This window comes from Nocardia blacklockiae, assembly GCF_015477355.1.
GTDB classification, from domain to species: domain Bacteria; phylum Actinomycetota; class Actinomycetes; order Mycobacteriales; family Mycobacteriaceae; genus Nocardia; species Nocardia blacklockiae.
In genome coordinates this window covers 469,406-492,499 of record NZ_JADLRJ010000001.1, presented here as the reverse complement: position 1 = coordinate 492,499, position 23,094 = coordinate 469,406, and the positions used below count along the sequence as shown (strand labels likewise).

Below are 23,094 nucleotides of genomic sequence, written 5' to 3'. Positions count from 1 at the left end.
TTCTCGGTTCGCTCGCCGCGTGCACTCAGCCCGCCAATGCTTTCGGAATGGTCGCGTGCTCCGGCAGGATGACGCCGCAGCCGAGCGAGGCCGCGAAGGCCGCCGCCTGGTAGCGGTAGCACCGCCGGATCTTCAGCCGCGCCTGCGTGGACAGGTCGCGGGTGATGGCCTCGATCCGCGGCAGGTCGCCGCGCAGGGGTTCGGTGATGGTCACCAGCGCCCCGAAGCGGGTCACGCCGTGACCCCGGGCCTGCTCCTCGCGGGCCTGCTGGGTGGCGCCCACCCGCAGCGTCGCCGACGCCGACACGACGCCGCGCTCGCTCTGCTGCGCGACGAGCGCGTTCTTGTAGTCGTCGTCGACGATCTCGGCGGCGTCGGCCGCCGAATGCGGGCGGTACACGATCGCGATCCGCTTGCGTGGCACCTCGGGATTCGGCGCCAGCAGGCGCTGCAGCACCCGCTCGTCGACCGCGCCCTCGGGCGCGGTGTCCATCTCCCAGGTGACCGAGCGGCCGCCGTCGTGCAGGAAGTGGTCCCAGCGCTCCTCGTGCGAGATCGGGCCCGCGTCGGCCCAGTCCAGGCCGTGCCCGCCCGGCTCGCCGACCGACACCTCGAGATCGGCTTGCGACGCGGGATCGTAACTGCGGCGGATGAATCCGATCACCTCGTCGGCCGACATCGGCTGCGCGCGCACGCCCGCCTCGGCCAGCGCCGCGCAGATGCCGGGCAGCCGGCGGCCGATCTCGACCGCCTCCTCCGCCGGGTTCTTGCGGCGCTCGGCGGTGGTGGCCTTGAACGTGATCGCCACCCGCGGCAGCAGTTGCACCCGCTCCTGCGGCAATTCGGTGGCCAGCTCGAACATCACCTGCTGCGCCAGGTCCGGGGCGTCCGCGCGGGTGATCGTGGACACCTCGGTGAGCAGCCGGTTGCCGGTCTCGGGCACGGTGTCGATCACCGGGACCACGGCGATGATGTCGGAGGTCTGGCCGAGCGAGGCCAGGAAGGTGCCCCACGCCGCCACCCAGCGATCGATGACCGGCTGGTCCACCGCCTCGTGCCCTTGCGGCCAGGCCCGCAGCACCACCGTGTACTGGGCGAACTGCGGCAGGTGGATCATGCCGAAGCTGTAGCCGCCCGCGTCGATGCCCTCGTACAGCTTCGACGGCGCCATCAGGCCGGGCAGCCGCGCCACCCCGCCGGGGACGCGGGAGAATCGGCCGCCGCGGTAGACGTGCTCGCCCCTGCTGCGACCGCGCAACCAATGGAACATCATCAATCCCGTCTCGTATCCGGAGCGGCCCCCCGTCCGCCACACCAGTGGAACCATCACGACCGCGCCGATGCCGGCGACGAAGAACGCCGGTTTCGGGCCCGCGGTCAGAGCCGTCAGCAACGCCGCGATGACGACCACGAAGCCCAGCACCGTCTCCCCCCAGCGCAGCCCGAAAAGGCCTGCGCTGCGGGGCTTCTGCCACAAACCGTACGAACGCCGCTCGTAGGTGGTGTCGGTGGTCGTCATCGCGGAATGGTGCTCCTGCCGAGGTCGGGTGAGCGGTTGGCCCAGCGGTCGCCGGCGACGTCACCCATGGCGGCGTCGGCCCGGTTCAGGCCGCCGCTCGCGGCCCGGGCGGTGGCGATCCGGTTCATCGCCCGCGACGCGGTGCTCGACGGCGCGGGAGCCGAACCGCGCGGGCTGCCCGCGGGATTCGCGGCCGTGCCGCCACCGCCGCCGCGACCCCGCGGCGGGACCGGCCGCGGGCCACCGCCGCCGCCACCGCGCGGGCCGGTGCCGCCGGGCGGACGCTGCCCGCCGCCGCGGCCGACGTACCCGGGTGCGCCCGCCGAGGCGGTGCTGCGCACCCCGACCGCCTTGGTGCCCACCGCGCCCAGCGCCGCGGCGCCCAGCAGCACGCCGCCGGTGGCGCCCAGACCCGAACCGCCGGTGCCGATCATCGCGACCGTCGGCGCGACCAGGCGCATCAGCGCGGGCAGCACGAACGCCACGCTGCACAGCAGCACGATCGCGACCAGCATGCGCTGGGCCTGCTCGGCGTCGGGCAACCCGGCGGTGGAGGTCAGCTCGTCGGTATTGCCCACCGCGATGAACGCGATCATGTACACGATCGCGGCCACCGGTTTCCACAGCATGAACGCGATGATCCAGCTCAGCAGCTTCGGATAGGACTGTTTGCCCATGCCGGTGCCCGACGCCGCGGCCGCCAGCGGCAGCATGCCCGCCGCCACCACCAGCAGCCCCTGCCGCACGATGGCCAGCACGATCTGCGCCAGCGCGCCCAGCAGGCCGACCACCGCGATGATCAGCACCAGGCCCGGCGAGAACGCCTGCAGCTTCGCGGTTTTCACCATGAACTCGGCGATGTTCTTGGCGTTGCCGTCGGTGGCGTCCTGAATCACCCAGGCGGAGAAGCGGTCCGAGGCCTGGGTGCCCGCCACGATGACCGCGCCCAGCATCCAGGAACTGAACACCACCCGGGCGAACATCCGGAACGACTCACCCGCCTCGTTCAGCGCCGCGCCTCTGCGCGCCTCCGCCAATCTGGCGCCGGACAGGATCACCGACACCATGAGTAGCAGTATCTGCGCTTGATAGGTGTAGTCGTTGATCTTCTGGAACAGCGCGCCGCCGTCGCTGATGCGTTCGTTGGGCACCTTCATCCAGAAGGTCAGCGCCAGGATCAGCGCCTGCCCGAGCCCGTTCATCAGCGAGTCGACCACCTTGCCGAAGGTGGAGTCCCACGCCTTGTCGCGCACCGCGCTCGCGGCGTCACCCGGGTGGGTGGCGGCGTTGCCCGCCTTGCACGCGGCCGAGGCGGCGTCCCCGAGGGAGATGCCGGGCAGGCCGAGACCGTCGAGATCGTCGTGGATCTCGTTGCACGCCGGGTCGAAACCGTATTGCTGGCCGTAGGCCACCGTCGGTGTCGCGACCATGACGGTGAACACGACCGCAAGGATCGTGACGAGACGCCTCACCATGTCGTCCACCCCTCGATGCTTCGCAGTGAATCGATCCGGACCAGTTGTTGCCCGTCCACAGCCGTCAACTTCCACTCGTCGTCACGCCGGACGACCGCAAGACGCATGCCCACCCATGTCGGTTGGCCATCGATGACTTCTCTTGCCTTCCTTGCGAATTCGACCACCGCACGCTCGTCGGTGTAACTGTCCACGCGAAAGGCGTCCGAGGCGTAGAGCAGCGGTGTCAACTTCTCGGGCAGGTGCGCGGACACCTTGCCCGCGGCCACCTGCCGATCGTATTCGGCCAGGTACTCCGGAGACACCGCCACGAGCCGCAGCAGCAGTTCGCGATCGGTCGGATTGGCGTTGGTACGCCAGAAGTGCTGTTCCGCGGCCAGCACCGCACCCTGCGGCGTGTGGGCGAACCCCACCGCCGCCCGGCCCTCGATCCGGGCCGGGCCGTCGGAGCCGGAGAAGCGCACCACCGGGCCGCCGAAGATCCGCTGCCACACGCCCGCACCCCGCGCCGGGGCGGGCGCGGCGGTCTGCCACCGCGGGTCGCCGGGCCGCTGCCGGGCCGCCGGTTCCTGCGGAAGCGCTTGTCCCGCAGGGTCGTCCGGGATGTCGACGCGGCGGCCGAACAGGTCCCGGTCCGGTGCGCCGAAGCCGGCCGCGGCGGGCTCGGCCACCGCGCTGGTGCTCACCACCGGGCGCGGCGCGCCGCCCGCCGCCGGGGCCGCACTCTCCCGCCGCGTCGTCACCACCGTCACCGTCACCGCGAGCGCCACCGTCAGCACCGCCGCGAAACCCAGCAGGCGCAGTGAGGGTCCGCCACCCGGTCCGCTCACCATCGCGTCCACCCCGCGATCGAGTCGATGTACTCGGCGGGCGAGCCGTTGGCCTCGGTCGGCTTGAGCCGCCAGTCCCCCGCGTCCCACACCATGACCAGCCGGATCGCCGCCCACACCTGCTTGCCGTCGTTCACCGGGCCGCGCGCGGCCAGCCGCACGATGGCCATGTCGTCGGCGTAGTTCTCGACCTTGAACGCGTCCGGGGCCACCAGGTACTTGGTGATCCGCTCCGGCTGCTGCTGCGGCAGCTTCCCGGCGCGCAGCGCCTTGTCGTAGGCGGCGAGCTGCTGGTCGGACACCCGCACCTGCGCGGTGTACAAGGCCCGGTCGGCCGGGCGCGCGTTGAGGCGGTAGGTGATCTGCGCCGCGGCCAGCGCCGCGCCCTGCGGGGTGTGCGAGTACCCGACGGCCAGGCCCTGTTCGTCCAGGCGCGCGGGACCGTCGCTGGTGGAGAACGGGACCGAGGCGCCGTAGACCCGCTGCCAGCCGCGCGGCTCGGTGGTGCCGGCCGGGGCGGCGGTCAGCCAGTCGTCGTCGGTGGGACTCTTCTCCTTGGACGGATCCTGCGAGAGCGGTTGTCCGGCAGGGTTGTTCGGCACGTCCACGCGGCGGCCGAACAGATCGACCTGGGGCGCGGCGAAGCCGGTGGCGCCGGTGGACCCGGTGCCGGCGGCCGGGGACGGCAGCGGCTCCGCGGGCTTGTCGCCGCCCGAATCGCCCCGCCCGACGTACATGAACACCCCCACGACCACGATCAGCGCCAGCACCGCGGCGGAGGCGATGACGCCGAACGACATGCCGCGCTCGTCGGCGGAATAGGTTCGGGTCGCGCTCTTCTCGCTCATGGCGCCCCCGCACCGCGGTTCGGCGCCGGCCCGGCCGGCGGCACGGTCGCGCCGAGGATTCGCGCGCTGCGCTCTCTCATGCCGGGGCCTCCAGGGTCACGATGTCGGGGGGAACTCGATCGACGGCATCGACCGGGCGCGCGGTGGCGTCCGGTTCGGGCAGGCGTAACCTCCAGTCCTCCCCGAACCATTCGACGGTGGTGTGATTCACCGCGCGCGAGCCGTCGGAGTATTCGGTGTAGACGTCCACGTTCGATCTGTCCTGGGTATAGGCGGTGACGCGGTAGCCGAGCACCCGCGGCGCGTACTGCCGCGCCGCGGGACCGGTGATCGAGAGCTGCACGCGGGCGACGGCCCACTCGTCGCGGGCCGGGCCCGGCACGAGTTCGCGCGCGACCACCGACGACCACTGGCTGTCGGTGGCCACCGACAGCCGCACGGTGTGGGTGATGGCCGCGACCGCCGCGCCCGACGGGGTGTGGGCGAAGCCGGTGGCGGCGCCGTCCCGGTCGTCGCGGGGGCCCTGATCGGTCACCGGCAGGGCGACGCCCTGGTACGGCTGCCAGCGCACACCGCTGGGCGGGCGCGCCGGATCCGGATGCGACGCACCGCCGCCCGCGCCGCATCCGGTCGCCAGTACGGCGACACCGAGCACGCCCGCGGCGGCTCGGCGGATGCGTTCGGTGTGCGCGGCGGGGTCGATCTCGGCCGATGTCATGGGCTCAACCGTTCACGTCGGCAGCAGGGTCAGGGCGATCGCGCTCGCCGAACTCGCCACGACCGCGCCGATCAGGCTCATCACGATGCCGTGCGAGGCGTCGTTCACGGCCATGTCGTCGCGCATGGCCGACCACAGCCGGCCGGCCGAGATGATCATCCAGGCCAGGCAGAACAGCAGTACCACCCACAGCAGCCAGTTGATGAGCTGCATGACGGGCTCGACCACGTCGGCCGGCATCTGTTTGTAGGCGAGCACGGTCGCGGCCGTCATCAGCTACCGATGACCGCGTTCATGATGGTTCCGGCACTTGTGGCGATGATGCCGCCGATCATGGCGCCGGCCACCATCTTCGGCGACTCCAGGCCGCCGCCGGTCCACTTCTCCCATGCGAATTTGCCTCCCGCGTAGGTGATGCCCAAGATGCCGGACAGCAGTACGAACCATGTGAAGTACCGCACCAATTTCAGCAATTTCTCCGAGGCCGGGGGCGCCTCGGGCGTCGGATTTCCGACCTGTGCGAGCACAACGCCGTACGTCTCGTGCACGGCGGCCAGGATGGTACTCATCGAGCGTCCTCTTCTTCTTCCAAATGCGAACTGCTGGTTACTTTTTCGCGAATCAAGCCGACGATGCTCGCGCCGAGCTCGTCGACGTCGTGCGGGACCTCTTGCAGCGGATCGAGCTTGCGCTTCTTCTGCTGCGGCGGCGGGTCGGACGGCGACCACACCGGCAGTTGATCGGGCTCGACGAGCGTCCACTCCTCGTGCCACGGCACCTGCCACACCCGGCCGGCCAGCGAGCCGACCACATCGCGGTAGCGACGGATCTCCGCGGGCATCCGGCCCGGGCGCGCGGCCACGGTGATCAGGCCGAGGACCTCGCTCGGCCCGGCCAGCCCGGCGCGATGCTGGCGCAGCAGATCATGGGCGCGGGCCAGCCCGGCGATCGTCTCGCGGGCGACCAGCACGACGAAGGGCGACTCCCGCTCGAGCACACCGGGCCAGCGCCGGTGCGAATCCGCCGCGGGCGCGAGCACGTGCGCGAGGGTGCTGGCGCCCGCGCCGCCGTGCACGCCGAGCAGCCACACCAGCGGGGCGCGCCCGGCGCCGGGCACGGGACGCTCCCACACGGGCGCGCGACGCGACTCGGGCGGGGCGACGACGCCCGCCGCGCCGGCGGGACCGTCCGCCCCGGCCGCGGATGCGCCGGGTTCGGGGGTGTTGCGATGTTCCTTCATGGCCGCGGTCATGATGCCACTCCCGCGACGAGGGTGCGATAAGCCCTGCGAGTGTCCGCCCCGAGCTCGTTGTGGCGCACCAGTTCTCCGCGCGCCAGCTGCGGGTCGTAGGGGATCTCGCGGATGTCGCGGACCCAGCCGGTGAGGTGTTCCCGCAAATGTTCGGCGATCGTGGGCTCGTGGCCGGGCAGCTGGTGGGAGACCACGATGGTGGTGTCGCCGACGATGCCGCCGCCCTGGCCCTCGGCCGGGCCGCCGAACTCGTCGTCGAGCCATTCCAGGGTGACGCGCAGGCGGTTGGCGGCGTCCACGCGGGCCGGAATCGCCAGTACCAGAGCGACATCGGCGTCCTCGAGCAGCGGGCGCAGCTGCCGGGCGGCGATCGGGCTGCCGCCGTCGTAGACGGGGGTGTAGCCGGCGTCGGCGACCGCGCGGGCGACCGTGAGGTAAGTGGCGCGGCGGCGCAGCGGGGCGGCGTCGCGCCACAGCAGGCCGATGCCGGAGCTGGCGTGCGACAGGCACTCCTTCAGCGGGGCGGGCTCGTCGTCGCCGCGCCCGTAGAGCCACTGCTGCAGGCTGATCGGGCTCAGGTGCTCGTCGGCGCCGCGCAGTGCCAGGTCGCTGCCGGCCGCGGTGGCGTCCACGGCGACGGTCGGCGCTCCCGCCGCCGCGAATTCCCCGGCGATGCCGAGCGCGGTCGTGGTGGCCCCGGCGCCGCCGCAGCCCCCGACCACCAGAATCGAACGCGGCGGGGCGGGTTCGTCGCCGTCGTCGCCGCGCCGGCCTTTCCGTAACCGCACCACCGGAGCCTTGGCGCGCGGGTGACGGCTCGCCGGGTCGCCCGCCTCGGGCGCCTCGTCGAGCCACCGGCTCCAGTCCTGTCCCATCTCTCAGCTCTCCTCTTACCCGGCCGCGATGCTCGTGATCAGGGTGCGGCCGTCGATCACCGCGGTGGTGACCGTCTGCTTGTCGTAGGTCTTCGGCACGCCGCCGGGGCGGCGTTCGGTGACCTCCACCGAGTACTTGTCCTCGGCGACGGTGAGGACGCGCACGCAGTGCACGGTGCCGAACGGGACCGAGTCGATGCCGCGCTGGATGACCGACGCGGGCGAGATCGCGGCGCCGGGCGCCACCACCTCGCGCGCCCGCTCGGCGGACCGTTCGACGTAGTACGAGTGCTGGAACCACATGATCGCGTCCGGACCCGAGCCGGTGCCGCCCGGTTCGGCGCCGCGGATGACCTGGTCGGCGCGCTCGGTGGGGCAGAAGCCGACCGGTGCGCCGTCGGAGGTGGCCGCGGTCAGCCGCACGGCGGGGGTGGCGGGGCCGCTGGAATGCGTTGGGCCGCTGCGGGAATGCAGCAGGTAGAGCGCGAGAGCGCCCGCGATCGCGAGCAGCAGCACGGCCGCCCCCAGCACGAGCGCGGTGCGCCACGGACCCGGCCGGGTGCGCTCGCGCAGCGTGTGCGGAGTGTGCGGCGAGGCCGCCGCGCCCGGGCCGTCGCGGCCGATGCGGCGGGGCAGGCCGACGTGGGGCGGGATGTCCTCGTCCTCGTCGTCCCACGGGAACTGCACGACCGCGCCGTGCTGTTCCGGATAGTCGTCGTCGGGGCCCGGGGCGTGGCCGCCCACCCAGTCCGTCCAGCCGCCGACGAATTCGCTGGGGCGGGTGGCCGGTTCGTCGCCGAACGCGATGTCGAACGGCTCGGGTTCGGTCTCGCGGATGTAGTGCGGGTAGCGGGCCGCGCCGTCGGCGTCGTCGGCGAACAACGACGGCTGCGCGCGCGCGGGCGGCGGGGCCGCCGCGGCGGGCGGCTCGAGCGGCGGGTACCAGCGCGCCAGATCTTTGTACGACTTCAACATTCCCCCATCCCCGCTGAGCCAGGCACGTGCAGCATCGTCGGACCCTCTCGGCGATCAGTTCGTGGAGAACGGGTAGTTGTTGTCAGGGGTAGCGGGGGCGGACGTCGGGCCCGTCCCAAACGGAAATTGTCCCGTACGCGACGAATTCGGCGAACTCGACGCGCCGGGCGGCGGCGGCAAGATTCCGGTAATCACGCTGTTCGAAGTACCTTTCGGGGCCTCGGGAACGCCGTTCGACCCGGCCAGGTCCCGGGCCGCGGCGGCGAACCAGTCCGCGACGAAACGCACCGGCGCGTCGCCGTTGGCGTCGACCGCCGCGGTGGCGTATGCGCCGTGCCGCTGGACGGTGTCCCAGTACCGCACCCAGGTGGCGGTGTCGAGCAGATCCTTGTTGTCGGTGATATTTTGGACGACCGCGTCGAACGCCTCGTTGACCAGTCGCGACACCGTGGTCGGCGGCACCAGCTGGGTGACCGCGCCGGTCAGTTTCGTGGCGAGCAGCACGAGCGCCACCGGCGGGTCGGTCAGTGCCGCGCGCGCCAATTCACTGATGGCCGCGGGGTTCAGCACCGTGCGAATCGTCGTGCCCACCGCGTTCAGGCCGATCATGCCCATCTTCAGCATGGCGCGCATCGGGTCGGCGAGCGCGAGGCGGGTGCGCGGGTCGGAGGCCTCGGCGATGCGCTGGGAGATCGACTGCTGCGGCTCGTAGGACAGCGAGGCGGGCGCGGTGCCGCGCACATCGGAGTTCACCACGGCGCTAACGGTCTTGATCGAGGTGAAGGCCAGCGCCTGGGAGATGGAGGTCAGCGCGGCGATCGGGTCGCCGCCGGAAAGTTTGGACTGGCCCGCGACATTCGTGACGGCGCGCAGGATCGGCGCGCCTGCCGGGGCGTCGCAGGCCAGGTCGCCCGCGGCGCAGAAGCTCGCGACACGGCCGGTGAGCGCGCCGAAGTCGGCGGCCCGGTCGCGGTCGGGGCCGATGCCGCCGCCGGTGGCGGGTTGCTGGGCCAGCACGCGCAGCGCCGCCACCCGGTCGCCGGCGGTGCCCGGCGCGGCATCGGGGGTGGCCCTGCCGGGGGCGCCCGGGAACAGCGGGGCGCCGGGGTTGCGGGTGGGATCGGCGAAAAGCGCCACCGCCGCGACCTTTTCCGGGGGCAGCACGCCCCGGCCCGCGCCCACCTCCTGGGCGAACAGCGACGCCACGTGCGCGCCCTGGGAGTACCCCACGACGGCGAACCTGGTCCGCTCGCAGCGCTGGGCGATCTGCCGCGCCATGCCGCGCAGTCGCGACAGGCCGCCTTCCAGCGATTCCGAATACGGCGCCGTGCCACCGGGAACCGCGCCGCCGAAGCCGGATTCGTACGGCACGTAGGCGCGTTCGACGAGGCCCTTGTCGGTCGCGCGGGCCAGCAGGGGCAGGAAGACCGAGGACAGCATGCCCGTGTCGGTGGTGGGGGCCGCGTCGGGCGAGGATTCGCCGGTGCCCTGAATCCCCAACGCGTACAGTGCCGGACAGGTGTCGATCGCGAGGGCGGTGGTGGGGCCGGCGGGTTGCGCCTGCGCGGGCGCGGCCCCGAGCGAGGCGACCGCCACGACGGCGAGCGCGGCCGCGGCGGGCATGCTCCAGGTTGTGCGCGTGGCCAGCAAGACCTGACCCCCTTCACCAGCTGTATGCATCAGTTCGGAGGGCCGAGTGCGCGGCGACCCGTCGTCGACGATCGCCGCGGAGCGACCGCCACGTGTTCGAGTTGCCGCCCTTGCCGCGCGAGCCCGAAACCCAATAGACCGTAACAGAATCGAGCGAACAGCGCAGTGCATCCTGCATATTGCGAATGGGGCCTCGAGATAATCCACGGTGAGCCCGGGAAGCGACCGAAAGAATTCCTGTCCCGGCCACCATGTTCCGTGACTTGTGGCAACCACCCGGCCACCACCAGTGGGAATCCCGCACGCGGAGAGGCGATCTCGGCCCTCCCCCACCCCCGAATCCCGGATTCACCGATCGTTTGCCACGCCACTTCCCGGTCCGCCCGAGAATGCCACAATCCCCCATCCCCCGCACCTTTTTCCGCTTCGCCGGAATTACGCTGCCCGACCCCGCCCCGGCCACTCACGCGCCCTGCCCCTTTCGCACAACCGTGCCATGGGCCTGGACACGGACGGCCGCTACCGTCGCGGCACTTGCGACAGCGTGCCTGCCACGCGAGCGTGCCGTACCGTCCGGGTAGGGGCCCGTGGACAGCACCGTGCCCTGGTCGACCAGACCGGGCCGCGCCGAGGATCCGGTGCGCGGGTTCGTGCGGACACGCCACGGGCCGCGCGCACGTCGACGCAGACCTACGACCAATCCACGCCGAGCGCACCGCGGCGTGTACCGGACACGCACGCGGGGCTGCCGGGGCGGTCGGTCACTCGGCGGGCAGACTGGGGTGGTGGCGGATCTTCCGGTGGCGGCGGTGGGGTGTGCGTTCGCGGGGGCGGTGTTGTTCGCGGTGTCGGCGGTGGCGCAGCAGCGGGCCGCGGCCGAGGTGCCGGAGGGGGAAGCACTGCTGGCGCGGTTGGTGCGCAGTCCGCGGTGGTGGGCGGGGATCGTGGGGGACGCGGGCGGGTTCGCCTTCCAGGTGGCGGCGCTGGCGCTGGGGTCGGTGCTGGTGGTGCAGCCGATCCTGGTGAGCGCGTTGGTATTCGCGCTGCCGCTGGCGGCGCACTACAGCGGGCGGCGGGTCGGCCCGCTGATGTGGGCGCAGGCGGGCGCGCTGTCGGTGGCGCTGGCGGTGTTCCTGATCGTCGGCGATCCGACCGAGGGCGTCACCGACGCGCCCTGGCAGCGCTGGGCGGTGCCGCTGGGGCTGCTGCTCGCGGTGATCGCGGTGGCGGTGGGCGTCGGCCTGACCGCGCGGGCCCCAGCACTGCGGGCGCTGCTGCTGGGCACGGCCGCCGGGTTGCTCTTCGGTCTCGCCGCGGCGCTCACCGGGCACGTTACCGAACTGTTCGAGGACGGCCTCGGCGCGGTGGTCACCGCGTGGCAGCCCTACGCGCTGGTCGCGTCGGGACTGGTCGGCCTGTATCTGCAACAGCGCGGCTACCAGGTCGGCCCGCTGTCCGCGTCGCTGCCCGCGTTCACCGTCGCCGAGCCCTTGGGCGCGGCGTTCATCGGCATCACCGTGCTGGACGAACGCCTGCGCAGCGGTCCGGTGGGGACCGTGTTCGTCTTGTTGTCGGTGGTCGTGATGGCGGTGGAAGCGGTGCGCCTGTCGCGCGCGCAGGCCGCCCCCGCCGCCCCGGTCACTCCCGTCGGCACTCGGCACGCCGACACCGAGCACGGCCGGTAGTTCCACGCGGCCTTTCGGCACTACCGATCTCGCTACAGGAAGCTGCCGCCGCCGTTCACGCCGAGGGTCTGTCCGGTGAGAAAAGCGTTGCCCGCCACCATGAGTACCGCCTGGCCGATTTCCTCCGGCCTGCCGATGCGGCCGATCGGCAGGCGGTCGGCGACGCCGGAGGCTTTCAGCGGCGCGGCCATCTCGGTGTCGATCAGGCCCGGCGCGACGGCGTTCACGGTGATGCCCTCGGGCGCGAGGCGGGCGGCGTAGCCGCGGGTGAGCCCTTCCAGGCCCGCCTTCGACGCGTTGTAGTGCACGCCGATGCTGCCCGCGCCGCGCGCCGCGACCGAGGAGATGTTGACGATCCGGCCCCACCCGCGCTGCCGCATCCCGGGAACGACGGCCTGGATGCACAGGAACGCCGATTTCAGGTTGGTCGCGAGGGTCGCGTCGAAATCGTCCTCGGTGAGGTCGTCGAGCCCGCGCACGGTGGCGATTCCGGCATTGTTGACCAGCACGTCGATCGGGCCCAGCGCCGCCTCCGCCTGCGCGACCATCGACTCCACCTCGGCGCGCACCGCGACGTCGGCCCGGACCGCGACCGCCCTGCCCCCGGCGCGCTCGATGTCGGCGACGGTGGCGGCGGCCTCGTCCGCCCGGCTGCGGTAGTTGACGGCGACCGCCGCGCCCGCGCTTGCCAGGGCCGCCGCGATGCCGCGTCCGATACCGCGCGAGGCGCCCGTGACCAGCGCGGTCCGGCCGCTCAGTTCAGCATGTCCAGTCATGCGCCCACCGTAGGTAGTGGAGTGCGCTCCAAGTCAAGGCGAGCACGCCCCGGCGCGCCGCCCAGGGTCGGGATCAGCAACAACGAAAACCCTTGGGCGGCAACCCGTTCAGGCCGCGGAGGTGACCCGGTACACGTCGTACACGCCCTCCACGTTGCGCACCACGTTCAGCAGGTGACCCAGGTGCTTCGGGTCGCCCATCTCGAAGGTGAACTTGCTGATGGCGACTCGGTCGCCGGAGGTCATCACCGATGCGGAGAGGATGTTGACCTTCTCGTCGGCGAGGACCTTGGTGACATCGGACAGCAGGCGGGTGCGGTCGAGCGCCTCGATCTGGATGGCGACCAGGAACACCGACGACGGCGACGGCGCCCACTTCACGTCGATGATGCGCTCGGCCTGAGCCTGCAGCGAGTCGGCGTTGGTGCAGTCGGTGCGGTGCACGCTGACCGCGCCGCCGCGGGTCACGAAGCCCATGATCTCGTCGCCCGGCACCGGGGTGCAGCACTTGGCGAGCTTGGCCACGGTGCCCGGGGCGCCCGGGATCTCCACGCCCGCGTCGCCGCTCACCCGCTGGCGCGCGGGCAGGGTGGACGGCGTGGACCGCTCGGCCAGCTCGTTCTCGACGTCGCCGACGCCGCCGAGCTGTGCCATCAGCCGCTGGACCACGGTGTGCGCGGACACCTGGTTCTCGCCGACCGCCGCGTAGAGCGAGGAGATGTCGGCGTAGTGCAGTTCGTGGGCGAGCGCGCTCATCGCGTCGGCGCTCATCAGCCGCTGCAGCGGCAGCCCGGACCGGCGGACCTCCTTGGAGATCTGCTCCTTGCCCGCCTCGAGGGCCTCCTCGCGGCGCTCCTTGGCGAACCACTGCCGGATCTTGGCCTTGGCGCGCGGGGACACCACGAAGTTCTGCCAGTCCCGGCTCGGGCCGGCGTTCTGCGCCTTCGAGGTGAAGATCTCGACGACCTCGCCGTTCTCCAGCTGGCGTTCCAGCGCGACCAGGCGGCCGTTGACCCGCGCGCCGATGCAGCGGTGCCCTACCTCGGTGTGCACCGCGTAGGCGAAATCGACCGGGGTCGACTTCTGCGGCAGCGTGATCACATCGCCCTTCGGGGTGAACACGAAGATCTCCGGCGACTTCAGGTCGAAGCGCAGCGACTCCAGGAACTCGGCGGGGTCGGCGGCCTCGCGCTGCCAGTCGAGCAGCTGCCGCATCCACGCCATGTCGTCGACCTCGGTCGAGTCGTTGGAGTGTTTGCCCCGGGTCTCCTTGTAGCGCCAGTGCGCGGCGATGCCGAACTCGGCGGTGCGGTGCATGTCCTGGGTGCGGATCTGCACCTCGAGCGGTTTGCCGTCGGGGCCGACCACCGTGGTGTGCAGCGACTGGTAGACGCCGTAGCGTGGCTGCGCGATGTAGTCCTTGAACCGGCCCGCCATCGGCTGCCACAGCGAGTGCACGACACCGACCGCGGCGTAGCAGTCGCGCACCTCGTCGCACAGGATGCGGATGCCGACCAGGTCGTGGATGTCGTCGAAGTCCTTGCCCTTGACGATCATCTTCTGATAGATCGACCAGTAGTGCTTGGGGCGGCCCTCGACGATGGCGTTGATGCGGCTGGCGGCCAGCGTGTTGACGATCTCGGCGCGCACCTTGGCCAGGTAGGTGTCGCGCGAAGGCGCGCGGTCGGCGACCAGGCGCACGATCTCGTCGTACTTCTTCGGGTGCAGGATGGCGAAGGCCAGATCCTCCAGCTCCCACTTCACCGTGGCCATGCCCAGCCGATGGGCGAGCGGCGCGATGACTTCCAGCGTCTCGCGGGCCTTCTTGGCCTGCTTCTCCGGCGGCAGGAAGCGCATGGTGCGCATGTTGTGCAGGCGGTCGGCGACCTTGATGACCAGCACGCGCGGGTCGCGCGCCATGGCGATGATCATCTTGCGGATGGTCTCGGCCTCGGCCGCCGCGCCCAGATTGACCTTGTCCAGCTTGGTGACGCCGTCGACCAGGTGGGCGACCTCGGCGCCGAAATCGCGAGTCAGCTCCTCCAGCGAGTAGCCCGTGTCCTCGACCGTGTCGTGCAGCAGGGCGGCGACCAGCGTGGTGGTGTCCATGCCCAGCTCGGCGAGGATGTTGGCGACTGCGAGCGGGTGGGTGATGTACGGGTCGCCGGACTTGCGGAACTGGTGCGAGTGCTTCTCGTCGGCGACGTCGAAAGCGCGCTGCAACAGCTGCAGATTGGCCTTCGGGTACAGCTCGCGATGCACGGTGGCCAGCGGCTCGAGCACGGGTTTGACCGCGGCGATCCCGCGCTGACCGGTCATCCGCCGGGCCAGGCGGGCGCGGACGCGGCGCGAGGCGGAGGTGGGGACGGCCGCCGGGGTGCCGGGCTGGCGCATCGGCATATTGCGCGGGCTGGGCGACGCGGCCGGTTCGCGCGCCGACGGCACCGAGGCGGCCGGGGTGGCGTCGGCGTCCGCGCTCGATTGCCCGGCATTCGCCTTCTCCAGATGCTGAGTCATGCCACCACCTCTCCCGGCTCGATCGGAACACCCTATCCGACCGTCCAACGGCTCAGACCACCAACTTTAATCCGCTCGTCCGACACGTGCCGGATCCGCCGGAAATGCGTCCTCCGGTCCGGACACCGCGACACCGCCGCCGGCGACGCCCCCGCGAACGACCACGACTCCGCGCCCCCGGCCCACAGATTCGCTGGATCATGGCTGATACCCGCGCCCCGCACTTCGGACGAACACCGGCCACCCTATAAGCGATTGACAGCCGTTCCCACCTGTGGCCAGCTGAGCAGCACGAACGAGCAGAACCCCGCGCCCGGCGGTGTGCCGGTGCGCAATGTCTCGTATCCGGTCATCCGGGCACCCTACCGCGTATACGAGCTGTCGGCGGCGACTCGGGGAGAACCGAAAATGTTTGGGTGACAAGCTGTCTCGACGTGCATCGGGAGTCGCGGGCACCACGGGGGGCTACTGCGGGCGGAGGACCAGGATGCCGGGGGTGGTGGCGACGTAGTCGGCGAAGGGGGTGTCGACGACCTGGTTGTTCTCGGCCAGGGAGGAGGCGTTGCGGAAGACCGGGCCGGAGGGGGTGGCGACGAAGATGCCGACGTGGGTGACGTCGAGGCCGGGCTCGTCGGCGTAGGCCCCGATGTAGTCGCCGGTGCGCAGGCCGCGCACGACGCCGTCGTCCACGGCGGCGGCGGGCAGGTAGGTGATGTCGCGGTCGACCACGGGCAGGCCCGGAAGATAGGTTCCGCCATCGCCTTTCGCGTTGAGGCTCTTGGTGACCGTCACGGCGGCGGGGCTCAGCGTCGCGGTGATGTCGGCGGCGGCCACGCGGGGCGTGTGCGACCAGTCGCTGAAGAAGTGTTTGCGGTGGGCGAAGTCGACTGTGCCGTCGGCATAGCGGGTGTCGGCCAGGTTCGCCACGAATTCGTCGCGGTCGGCCGAGCGGCTCAGCGCCTCGACATAGTCCAGATAGGTGAAGCAGTCCACCCGGCGGAAGTCGGCGACCAGCTGTTCGGGCTCGGTGGCCGAGCCGATCAGGGTGTCGGCGCCGTAGGGCGTGCCGAGGAACTGCCGCGACAGCAGTTCGATCAGCTCGCCTTTGTCCCGCGGCCCCGCCGCGGCCTTCGCCGCCAGCAGCTCATCGATGCGGCGGGCGGTGTAGTCGTCGAGCGTCACCGCGGGTGCGGCCACCGCCGCCGGCACCGCCACGATCAGGCCGCACAGCAGCGCCGTCATCATCAGAACTGCGCGGGCCACGGTGCCCACGGTGCCTCCCGGACGAGACGAGCATTCGGTTCGCGGCCCGGCGCAACACCGGGCCGACCGCACCGAGGCTACCCCGCCCAGCTACCGCGGCACGCGAGGTCGCGCACTTCGATGCGAAGCGCGCGACCTCGCGGCGACTACTGCGCGGTGGCCTGCCGCCGCGGCAGCTTCCAGCCCGGCCGCGGGAAGTGGCAGGTGTAGCCGTCCGGGTACTTCTGCAGGTAGTCCTGATGCTCGGGCTCGGCCTCCCAGAACTCACTCGCCGGGGTCACCTCGGTGACCACCTTGCCCGGCCACAGCCCCGAGTCCTCGACGTCGGCGATGGTCTCGAGCGCCACCTTCTTCTGCTCGTCGGTCAGATAGAAGATCGCCGACCGATAACTGGTGCCGATGTCGTTGCCCTGGCGGTCCTTGGTGGTCGGGTCGTGGATCTGGAAGAAGAACTCCAGCAGCGCCCGGTAGTCGGTCCGCGCCGGGTCGTAGCGGATCTCCACGGCCTCGGCGTGGCCCGGGTGGTTGCGATAGGTGGGGTGGTCGTTGCGCCCGCCGGTGTATCCGACGCGCGTCGACACCACCCCGGGCTGCTTGCGGATCAGGTCCTGCATGCCCCAGAAACAGCCGCCGGCCAGGATCGCCCTCTGCGTGTCGCTCACGCGTCCTCCTTCGTGAAGAGAGTTCGGTACTGCCCATATCCTTGCGCCTCGAGGTCGTCGAGGTGAACGAACCGCAGCGCCGCCGAGTTGATGCAGTACCGCAGCCCGCCCGCGTCGCGCGGCCCGTCGGGGAACACGTGCCCCAGGTGGCTGTCGCCGTGCGCGGACCGCACCTCGGTGCGGACCATCAGATGGCTGAGGTCCCGCTTCTCGACCACACTGCCGCCGTCGATCGGCTTGGTGAAACTCGGCCAGCCCGAGCCGCTGTCGAACTTGTCGACCGAGGCGAACAACGGTTCTCCGGACACCACGTCGACGTAGATGCCCGGCTCGTGGTTGTCCCAGTACGCGCCCGTGAACGGCCGTTCGGTGCCGTCCTCCTGGGTGACGTGGAACTGCTCCGGCGACAGGGCGGCGAGGGCCGCGGGATTCCGGTTGTACTCCTGTGCCACATGACCTCCTCGGTTGGCTCCCCCTACAACACCGGTCGCGGGCCGGAAAGTCCCGCGGCTACCCCGGGTCCTCCACCAGGCCCGCGTCGGTGAGTTCGATCCGGCGGGTCACCCCGATCTCGTCGAGGAAGCGCGGATCGTGGCTGACCACGACCAGCGCGCCCTCGAATCCGGCCAGCGCCTCGGTGAGGTGGCGCAGGCTCGGCAGATCGAGGTTGTTGGTCGGTTCGTCGAGCAGCAGCAGTTTGGGCGCGGGGTCGGCGAGCAGCAGCATGGCCAGCGCCGCGCGCAACCGCTCGCCGCCCGACAGCGCCGCGGCGGGCACGTCGGCGTCCGCGCCGCGGAACAGGAAGCGCGCCAACCGGGCTCGCACCTGTTCGGCGGAGGCGTGCGGCGTCGCCGCGGCGACGTTGTCGAACACCGACCGCTGCTCGTCGAACACGTCCAGGCGCTGCGGCAGCAGCCGCCACGGCACCTTCGGCGGCTCGGCGACGAGACGGCGCAGCAGCGTCGTCTTCCCCGCGCCGTTGCGCCCGGTGAGCGCGATGCGTTCGGGACCGGTGATCGTCAGTGAGACGACGGGTCCGTTCGCGAGCGTCACCTCGTCCAGGTCGACCACGTCCTGGCCCGGATACAGCCGGGTGTCGGGCAGGTCCACCCGGATCTCGCGGTCGTCGCGCAGCAGTTCCTGCGCCTGTTCGAGCTGTTCCTTCGCGTCCTCCACCTTGGCGAGGTGATTGTTGCGCAGTTTGCCCGCCGACACCTGGGCCTGTCGTTTGCGTTCGGCCATGATGATCTTCGGCTCGCGCTTGGAGTCCCACATCTTCTGCCCGTACCGCTTGCGGCGGTCCAGTTTGACGCGGGCCTCCACCAGCTCGCGCGACTGCTTGCGCACATCGCTGCGGGCGTCGCGCACGGCCGCGCGGGCCGCCTGCTGTTCGGCGTCCACGATCCGCTCGTAGGCGTCGAAGTTGCCGCCGAACAACCGGATGCCGCCCTGCCGCAGTTTGGCGATCGTGCCGACGCGGTCGAGCAGGCCGCGGTCGTGGCTCACGGTGAGCACGGTGCCGGGGAACCCGCCCACCACCTCGTAGAGGCGTTGGCGCGCAGCGGAATCCAGGTTGTTGGTGGGTTCGTCGAGCAGCAGCACGTCGGGCTCGCGCAGCAGTTCGGCGACCAGTCCGAGCAGCACGGTCTCGCCGCCGGAGAGGGTGTCGAGGCGGCGGTCCAGCTGGGTCACCTCGCCGGCCAGGTAGTGCAGGCCGAGGCGGCCCAGCAGCGCCACCGCGTGTTCCTCGACGTCCCACCGGGCGCCGACGGTCTCGAAGTCGGCTTCGGCGCCCGCGCCGGATTCGATGCGGTGCAACGCCTCTCGCACCGCGGCGATGCCGAGGACGGCGTCCACCCGCTGCCCGGGCGCCAGGCCCAGGTCCTGCCGGAGGTAGCCCAGCCGGCCGGGCACGGTGATCGAACCGCGCGCGGGGCGCAGGTCGCCCGCGATCAGCCGCAGCAGGGTGGATTTGCCCGCTCCGTTCGCGCCGACCAGGCCGACGTGGCCGGGGCCGAGCACGGCGTCGAGGCCGTCGAAGACCGGGGTGCCGTCGGGCCAGGCGAAGGTGAGATCGGAAATGGAGACAGTGAGAGACATGTGCGGCTCCAGGGAGGTGGCATGGATACGGCGCGCGAACGCGGGCCGCTCGGGGCTACCTCAGCAGAGCAATGCACGACTCCGATCGTCGGAAACAAGACTTCTCCAAATTAGCCGAGCCACGGAATCGCGCGCAAGACCTTTTTCCGGGACCCGCGTCACACCGATCCGGGCCGCAACCGAAAGCCCTTGCGGCTCAGTTGATCCGGAACACCGGGAAGCCCGGCGCGATGGCGGCCAGCTCCTCGTCCGAGGCGTCCTTCGTGACGCCTTCGAAGAATTTGCCGACCTCCCAGCCCCACTTGCGCAGGTACAGCCGCAGCACCGGCACCTTGTCGGCATCGGGCACCTCGGTCACGGTGAACGCCTCGGTCTTGCGGCCCAGCCGCAGCTCCCCGCCGCCGGCCACGCGAATGTTGCGCACCCACTGCGTGTGCCCGCGCGGCGCCACCAGGTAGCGCGCGCCCGACTCGTCCACCAGCAGGTTCACCATCGTGGTCCGCCACTCCCCCGACTTGCGGCCGCGCACCGCCAGCAGCCGCGAGCCGGCCACGCTGATGCCGAGCTTCGGCAGCGTGTTGAAGATCTTGTTCATGATCGGGTCGATGCCGGTGGGGGCGATGTACCGGGTGGCGTTCATGGTGACCATTCCTCGCCTTTGTGAGCAGTGCTCTCGATAGAGAGGACTATGCCGCATCCGCGCGCGGATGTCAAGAGCAGTGCTCTCCAGGGCTGCCGGACAACATCCGAGGCCCGAAAACGTCAAGGGGACTGTCTGTTTCGAGTGCGCCGAGAGCGGGCACGTCCCAGACATGTACAGATACCGAACATACCGAAGTACCCATACCGGCTCGGGGACGGCCGCGGCCGTCGTCAGCGCGGTCGGCGGCCTGTTCGCCCTGATCGAAGCCGTTTACATCCTGCTGCTGGTCTTCGAGGCCAACCAGGCCAACAAGTTCTTCAGCTTCGTCAAGGGACTGGCCGAACCGCTGGCGCTGTTCTTCCCGGGCCTGTTCAACACCGGCAACTTCAAGCTCGACGTGATCATCAATTACGGTCTGGCAGCGGTGTTCTGGATCCTGGTGACGGGCCTCATCGCACGCCTGCTCGCCCGGTTCTGACCCGCGGTCAGGAATCCAGCCGGTGATGATGGAGGAATTCGAAGACCGGTGACCACCGCCCGGTGAACACGTCCTCCTGCCGGCCGACCGGATGTTCGCCCGCGCCGCCCTGCTGCTCGCACATCACCCGGGCGCGATGACGCCCCGGCGGCACCGGCCCGGAATTCAGGTCCACCGTCCCGTCCGCGCCGACCGCACGCCACGGCATGCCGACGCCGGTGCCCTCGATGCGGCACGCCTGGCCCGGCTTCGCCTCGGTGACGTGCGCGGTGACCGTCGCGCCGCCGCGCAGCACGGCCGAGGGGCTAGCCGAGGCCGTGGCGGCACCGACGGCGAACACGAGGCCCACCGCGCAGGCGACGGCGGCGGAGAGCTTGGTGCGCTGGGATCGAGTCATGGGCTGGGCCGAGCATAGCGACAGCCGTGTCGGCCCACAACCACGGCACGCCGGGGGGTAGACCTCGGCCGCCGCGGGCTCGCGCGCCTACAGGCGCACGATGGACGTGAGCGGGTAATCCCCTTGCCGCTCACGCCCGCCCAGGAAGCTCAGCTCCAGCACCACCGCGGCGGCGACCACCTCGGCCCCGGCCGAGGCGAACAGTTCCGCGCTCGCCGCCAGGGTGCCGCCGGTGGCGAGCACGTCGTCGAGCAGCAGCACCCGGCGACCGGCGAGATCGATGCCGTCGGCGGGGATCTCCAGTGCGGCCGAGCCGTATTCGAGGGTGTACTCGCGCGAGATGACCGGGGGTGGCAGCTTGCCCGCCTTGCGCACCGCCACCACCCCGGTGCCCAGCGCGGCCGCCACCCCCGCGCCGAGCAGGAAGCCGCGCGCGTCCACCCCGGCCACCAGATCGACCTCGGTGGCGCACGATCCCAGGCAGTCGATGACCGCGCGGAAGCCCTCGGCGTCGGCGAACACCGGCGTCAGGTCGGCGAAACGCACACCCGGGGTCGGGAAGTCGTCGTGCCAGCGGGTCAGCCGCTGCACCGCCGCGGCCGCCAGCGCGAGCCGTTCGCCCGCGGTCTCCTCGGTCTCCACCATGCCGTGCTTGCTCATCTGCACCCACTCCTCATCTCGCGCCGGCACCCGCTCAGCGCGACAACACCCAGCGATCCATGTTCCACCCCGCACCCGCCTTGGTCGGGTTGGCGATCCCGTCCTCCATGCCGTCACCGAAGGCGATGGTGCGCGGCGTGGCGAACAGCGGGATCGACGGCATCTCGTTCCACAGCAGATTCTCCGCCTCGCTGTCGAGACCCAGCACCGTGGCCGAATTGTCATCGGCGGCAAGCTGATCCGCGATCGCATCGTAACGCCCGTTGCCGAAACGCCCGAAATTCAGACCTTCGCCGGTGCGCAGCGCGGCGGTCGCCTCGACGCCCGGCAGCGAGCCCGACGGACCGGGCGCGGCACCGGTGCCGCCCAGCACGGCGTCCACCTTGCCCTCGCCGAGCTGGCTGGGAACGAAATCCGGTGCGCCGGCGTCGATCACCGTGACGCCCGCCGCCCGGCACGCGTCGGCGACGGCCGCGACCGTCTGCGCGCGGCGATCGTCCGGCGCGCGATAGCCGATGCGCACCGTCGGATTCTGCACCCCGGCCGCCGCCAGCGCCTTCTGCGCGGCGGCGGCGTCGCCGGTGCGGTACTTGTCGGCGGGGCCGGTGGTGGCCGCGTAGTAGACCGAATCCGCCTGCACCGTCCGGGAATTCAGCGGTCCCGCGCCGAGTCCCGACTCGTGGTCGAAGCCGGGGTGCCCGAACTTGTCGAACAGCGCCTGCCGGGGCACGCACAGCGCGAACGCCCGCCGCGCCGCCGCACTGCCGAACACGCCGGCCGTGGACAGTGTCAGTTGTTCGGCGCCGCGGCCGGGCAGGTGCTCGACCGAGAAGCCGTCCAGGTTCAGGTCCGGCACCGATCCGGCGCCGATGTCGACGACGCCGACCTCGCGATCGGACACCTTCTTCTTCAGGTCGGTGCCCTTGGGCCACACCACGATCCGCGGCGTGCGGGCCTGGTTGCCCCACCACTTCTCGTTCTTCACCAGCACCAGGCCATCACTGTCGCTGTAGGAGTCGATGCGGTAGGGGCCCGACGACGGCAGCTGCTCGGTATCGATCTTGCCGGGCGTCAGGTTCCAGCCGGTGTTCCAGAACTGGGCCAGCCGGTCCAGCGCGTTCGGGTCCCCGGCCTGCACCGCCGCCACCACGTTCGAGACCCCGGCGGCCTTGGCGGCGATGTGCGCGGGCATCAGGTCGCCGGCGTTGAACAGCGTCCGCCACGCCGAGAAGTGCCGGTTGGGCCGGAACACGACCGTCGCGTCCTTCGAGCCGGGCTGGCACTCGACGCGCTCGATATCGGAGTAGCCGGCGGTCCAGGCGGCGTCGAACAGCGGCACCGGGCCGCCCGGCGCGGGCCGGGTGAACCGGCCGCTGCGCGCGGCCCATTCCAGCACCAGGTCGTCGCAGGAGGTGGCGACGCCGTCGGAGTAGGTGGCGTCCGGGTTGAGCCGGTATTGGATCGTCTGGGTCTCCCCCGGCACCTCCTTGGCGGTGCCGAAGTCGGTGTCGGCGACCGGTTGTCCCTCCGGGCCGGTGTAGAAGAACCCGGTCAGCACCCGCGAGAACACCCCGGCCGCACCGCTGTTGGCGCCGAGCGTGGTGCCGCCGTTGTAGGTGGCCGGCACGGCGTCGACCGCGTAGCCGATCGAGGGCACCTGGTTCTTGCTGCCGCAACCGGCGAGCGCCCCGGCCGCGAGCGCCCCCGCCGCCAGCACGGCGGCCGCCCGGAACCCGATCCGCCGCGATCGACGCGGCCCCTCGGATCCGGG

The 23,094-nt window shown here is 71.4% G+C and carries 23 protein-coding genes; 2 read left to right on the top strand and 21 right to left on the bottom strand.

Annotation, left to right across the window (positions count from 1 at the left end; genetic code table 11):
• Nucleotides 1-25: 25 nt before the first annotated feature.
• From IU476_RS02250 to IU476_RS02200, 11 genes are all read right to left on the bottom strand, one after another.
• Complete coding sequence (locus IU476_RS02250) at nucleotides 26-1,519, bottom strand: SCO6880 family protein (RefSeq protein WP_195095980.1); 1,494 nt, start codon at nucleotides 1,517-1,519, stop codon at nucleotides 26-28.
• The gene (locus IU476_RS02245; protein WP_195095979.1) at nucleotides 1,516-2,994 is read right to left on the bottom strand and encodes a hypothetical protein; all 1,479 of its coding nucleotides are present in this window, start codon (nucleotides 2,992-2,994) and stop codon (nucleotides 1,516-1,518) included. Before IU476_RS02245 ends, IU476_RS02250 begins: the two co-directional genes overlap by 4 nt.
• Nucleotides 2,988-3,827: a DUF8175 domain-containg protein gene (locus IU476_RS02240; protein ID WP_195095978.1), complete on the bottom strand. Its 840-nt coding sequence runs from the start codon at nucleotides 3,825-3,827 to the stop codon at nucleotides 2,988-2,990. Before IU476_RS02240 ends, IU476_RS02245 begins: the two co-directional genes overlap by 7 nt.
• Nucleotides 3,821-4,672, bottom strand: coding sequence for a DUF8175 domain-containg protein (locus IU476_RS02235; RefSeq protein WP_195095977.1), 852 nt, complete (start codon nucleotides 4,670-4,672; stop codon nucleotides 3,821-3,823). Before IU476_RS02235 ends, IU476_RS02240 begins: the two co-directional genes overlap by 7 nt.
• A gap of 76 nt (nucleotides 4,673-4,748) precedes the next feature.
• Nucleotides 4,749-5,390, bottom strand: coding sequence for a DUF8175 domain-containg protein (locus IU476_RS02230; protein ID WP_228822951.1), 642 nt, complete (start codon nucleotides 5,388-5,390; stop codon nucleotides 4,749-4,751).
• A 12-nt stretch (nucleotides 5,391-5,402) separates the two neighbouring features.
• Nucleotides 5,403-5,663 (bottom strand): hypothetical protein, encoded by a 261-nt coding sequence (locus IU476_RS02225; RefSeq protein WP_195095976.1) that lies wholly within the window; start codon nucleotides 5,661-5,663, stop codon nucleotides 5,403-5,405.
• Nucleotides 5,663-5,959, bottom strand: a complete 297-nt coding sequence (locus tag IU476_RS02220) for a hypothetical protein (protein WP_024805544.1) — start codon at nucleotides 5,957-5,959, stop codon at nucleotides 5,663-5,665. The genes IU476_RS02225 and IU476_RS02220 overlap by 1 nt, the downstream gene beginning before the upstream one ends.
• Nucleotides 5,956-6,642: a hypothetical protein gene (locus IU476_RS02215; RefSeq protein ID WP_228822950.1), complete on the bottom strand. Its 687-nt coding sequence runs from the start codon at nucleotides 6,640-6,642 to the stop codon at nucleotides 5,956-5,958. Before IU476_RS02215 ends, IU476_RS02220 begins: the two co-directional genes overlap by 4 nt.
• Entirely contained in the window at nucleotides 6,639-7,517 is an 879-nt protein-coding gene (locus IU476_RS02210) for a MinD/ParA family ATP-binding protein (RefSeq protein WP_195095975.1), read from the bottom strand. Before IU476_RS02210 ends, IU476_RS02215 begins: the two co-directional genes overlap by 4 nt.
• A 15-nt stretch (nucleotides 7,518-7,532) precedes the next feature.
• Nucleotides 7,533-8,492, bottom strand: coding sequence for a DUF8176 domain-containing protein (locus IU476_RS02205; RefSeq protein WP_195095972.1), 960 nt, complete (start codon nucleotides 8,490-8,492; stop codon nucleotides 7,533-7,535).
• Between the two features lie 54 nt (nucleotides 8,493-8,546).
• Complete coding sequence (locus IU476_RS02200) at nucleotides 8,547-10,142, bottom strand: cutinase family protein (RefSeq protein WP_228822949.1); 1,596 nt, start codon at nucleotides 10,140-10,142, stop codon at nucleotides 8,547-8,549.
• Between the two features lie 785 nt (nucleotides 10,143-10,927).
• On the opposite strand from IU476_RS02200, the gene IU476_RS02195 reads away from it, so the two are divergent.
• A complete protein-coding gene (locus tag IU476_RS02195; RefSeq protein WP_195095969.1) occupies nucleotides 10,928-11,827 on the top strand; it encodes a DMT family transporter in 900 nt (299 codons plus the stop codon).
• A gap of 32 nt (nucleotides 11,828-11,859) precedes the next feature.
• Here the strand turns inward: IU476_RS02195 and IU476_RS02190 are convergent, their stop codons facing one another.
• From IU476_RS02190 to IU476_RS02160, 7 genes are all read right to left on the bottom strand, one after another.
• Nucleotides 11,860-12,603: an SDR family NAD(P)-dependent oxidoreductase gene (locus tag IU476_RS02190; RefSeq protein WP_195095967.1), complete on the bottom strand. Its 744-nt coding sequence runs from the start codon at nucleotides 12,601-12,603 to the stop codon at nucleotides 11,860-11,862.
• Nucleotides 12,604-12,711: 108 nt separating this feature from the next.
• On the bottom strand, nucleotides 12,712-15,003 hold the full coding sequence (locus tag IU476_RS02185) for a RelA/SpoT family protein (protein WP_438943973.1): 2,292 nt from the start codon (nucleotides 15,001-15,003) through the stop codon (nucleotides 12,712-12,714).
• A 582-nt stretch (nucleotides 15,004-15,585) separates the two neighbouring features.
• Entirely contained in the window at nucleotides 15,586-16,365 is a 780-nt protein-coding gene (locus IU476_RS02180; RefSeq protein ID WP_438943972.1) for a DUF1460 domain-containing protein, read from the bottom strand.
• 164 nt (nucleotides 16,366-16,529) lie between these two features.
• On the bottom strand, nucleotides 16,530-17,045 hold the full coding sequence (msrA, locus tag IU476_RS02175; RefSeq protein WP_195095965.1) for a peptide-methionine (S)-S-oxide reductase MsrA: 516 nt from the start codon (nucleotides 17,043-17,045) through the stop codon (nucleotides 16,530-16,532).
• Nucleotides 17,042-17,497: a peptide-methionine (R)-S-oxide reductase MsrB gene (gene msrB, locus IU476_RS02170; protein ID WP_195095964.1), complete on the bottom strand. Its 456-nt coding sequence runs from the start codon at nucleotides 17,495-17,497 to the stop codon at nucleotides 17,042-17,044. The genes msrA and msrB overlap by 4 nt, the downstream gene beginning before the upstream one ends.
• A gap of 58 nt (nucleotides 17,498-17,555) precedes the next feature.
• A complete protein-coding gene (locus tag IU476_RS02165; RefSeq protein ID WP_195095960.1) occupies nucleotides 17,556-19,145 on the bottom strand; it encodes an ABC-F family ATP-binding cassette domain-containing protein in 1,590 nt (529 codons plus the stop codon).
• A gap of 196 nt (nucleotides 19,146-19,341) precedes the next feature.
• Nucleotides 19,342-19,785: a nitroreductase/quinone reductase family protein gene (locus IU476_RS02160; protein WP_195095956.1), complete on the bottom strand. Its 444-nt coding sequence runs from the start codon at nucleotides 19,783-19,785 to the stop codon at nucleotides 19,342-19,344.
• A gap of 172 nt (nucleotides 19,786-19,957) precedes the next feature.
• Here IU476_RS02160 and IU476_RS02155 point away from each other — a divergent pair, with 172 nt between their 5' ends.
• Nucleotides 19,958-20,266 carry a hypothetical protein gene (locus IU476_RS02155; protein WP_195095954.1) on the top strand — a complete coding sequence of 103 codons (309 nt, stop codon included), beginning with the start codon at nucleotides 19,958-19,960 and terminating at the stop codon, nucleotides 20,264-20,266.
• Nucleotides 20,267-20,273: 7 nt separating this feature from the next.
• Here the strand turns inward: IU476_RS02155 and IU476_RS02150 are convergent, their stop codons facing one another.
• The 3 genes from IU476_RS02150 to IU476_RS02140 all read right to left on the bottom strand — a co-directional run bounded on the left by IU476_RS02150 (nucleotide 20,274) and on the right by IU476_RS02140 (nucleotide 23,061).
• Nucleotides 20,274-20,663: a hypothetical protein gene (locus IU476_RS02150; protein WP_195095953.1), complete on the bottom strand. Its 390-nt coding sequence runs from the start codon at nucleotides 20,661-20,663 to the stop codon at nucleotides 20,274-20,276.
• Between the two features lie 87 nt (nucleotides 20,664-20,750).
• Nucleotides 20,751-21,323 carry an adenine phosphoribosyltransferase gene (locus tag IU476_RS02145; RefSeq protein WP_195095952.1) on the bottom strand — a complete coding sequence of 191 codons (573 nt, stop codon included), beginning with the start codon at nucleotides 21,321-21,323 and terminating at the stop codon, nucleotides 20,751-20,753.
• A gap of 34 nt (nucleotides 21,324-21,357) precedes the next feature.
• Complete coding sequence (locus IU476_RS02140; protein ID WP_195097347.1) at nucleotides 21,358-23,061, bottom strand: ABC transporter substrate-binding protein; 1,704 nt, start codon at nucleotides 23,059-23,061, stop codon at nucleotides 21,358-21,360.
• Nucleotides 23,062-23,094 lie beyond the last annotated feature (33 nt).

What these genes read in the sequence shown, in the direction of transcription:
- IU476_RS02250 (WP_195095980.1), bottom strand. Translation starts at nt 1,519, where the DNA reads ATGACGACCACCGACACCACCTACGAGCGGCGTTCGTACGGTTTGTGG.
- IU476_RS02245 (WP_195095979.1), bottom strand. Translation starts at nt 2,994, where the DNA reads ATGGTGAGGCGTCTCGTCACGATCCTTGCGGTCGTGTTCACCGTCATG.
- IU476_RS02240 (WP_195095978.1), bottom strand. Translation starts at nt 3,827, where the DNA reads ATGGTGAGCGGACCGGGTGGCGGACCCTCACTGCGCCTGCTGGGTTTC.
- IU476_RS02235 (WP_195095977.1), bottom strand. Translation starts at nt 4,672, where the DNA reads ATGAGCGAGAAGAGCGCGACCCGAACCTATTCCGCCGACGAGCGCGGC.
- IU476_RS02230 (WP_228822951.1), bottom strand. Translation starts at nt 5,390, where the DNA reads ATGACATCGGCCGAGATCGACCCCGCCGCGCACACCGAACGCATCCGC.
- IU476_RS02225 (WP_195095976.1), bottom strand. Translation starts at nt 5,663, where the DNA reads ATGACGGCCGCGACCGTGCTCGCCTACAAACAGATGCCGGCCGACGTG.
- IU476_RS02220 (WP_024805544.1), bottom strand. Translation starts at nt 5,959, where the DNA reads ATGAGTACCATCCTGGCCGCCGTGCACGAGACGTACGGCGTTGTGCTC.
- IU476_RS02215 (WP_228822950.1), bottom strand. Translation starts at nt 6,642, where the DNA reads ATGACCGCGGCCATGAAGGAACATCGCAACACCCCCGAACCCGGCGCA.
- IU476_RS02210 (WP_195095975.1), bottom strand. Translation starts at nt 7,517, where the DNA reads ATGGGACAGGACTGGAGCCGGTGGCTCGACGAGGCGCCCGAGGCGGGC.
- IU476_RS02205 (WP_195095972.1), bottom strand. Translation starts at nt 8,492, where the DNA reads ATGTTGAAGTCGTACAAAGATCTGGCGCGCTGGTACCCGCCGCTCGAG.
- IU476_RS02190 (WP_195095967.1), bottom strand. Translation starts at nt 12,603, where the DNA reads ATGACTGGACATGCTGAACTGAGCGGCCGGACCGCGCTGGTCACGGGC.
- IU476_RS02185 (WP_438943973.1), bottom strand. Translation starts at nt 15,003, where the DNA reads ATGCCGATGCGCCAGCCCGGCACCCCGGCGGCCGTCCCCACCTCCGCC.
- IU476_RS02180 (WP_438943972.1), bottom strand. Translation starts at nt 16,365, where the DNA reads ATGATGACGGCGCTGCTGTGCGGCCTGATCGTGGCGGTGCCGGCGGCG.
- IU476_RS02165 (WP_195095960.1), bottom strand. Translation starts at nt 19,145, where the DNA reads ATGTCTCTCACTGTCTCCATTTCCGATCTCACCTTCGCCTGGCCCGAC.
- IU476_RS02160 (WP_195095956.1), bottom strand. Translation starts at nt 19,785, where the DNA reads ATGAACGCCACCCGGTACATCGCCCCCACCGGCATCGACCCGATCATG.
- IU476_RS02155 (WP_195095954.1), top strand. Translation starts at nt 19,958, where the DNA reads ATGTACAGATACCGAACATACCGAAGTACCCATACCGGCTCGGGGACG.
- IU476_RS02150 (WP_195095953.1), bottom strand. Translation starts at nt 20,663, where the DNA reads ATGACTCGATCCCAGCGCACCAAGCTCTCCGCCGCCGTCGCCTGCGCG.
- IU476_RS02145 (WP_195095952.1), bottom strand. Translation starts at nt 21,323, where the DNA reads ATGAGCAAGCACGGCATGGTGGAGACCGAGGAGACCGCGGGCGAACGG.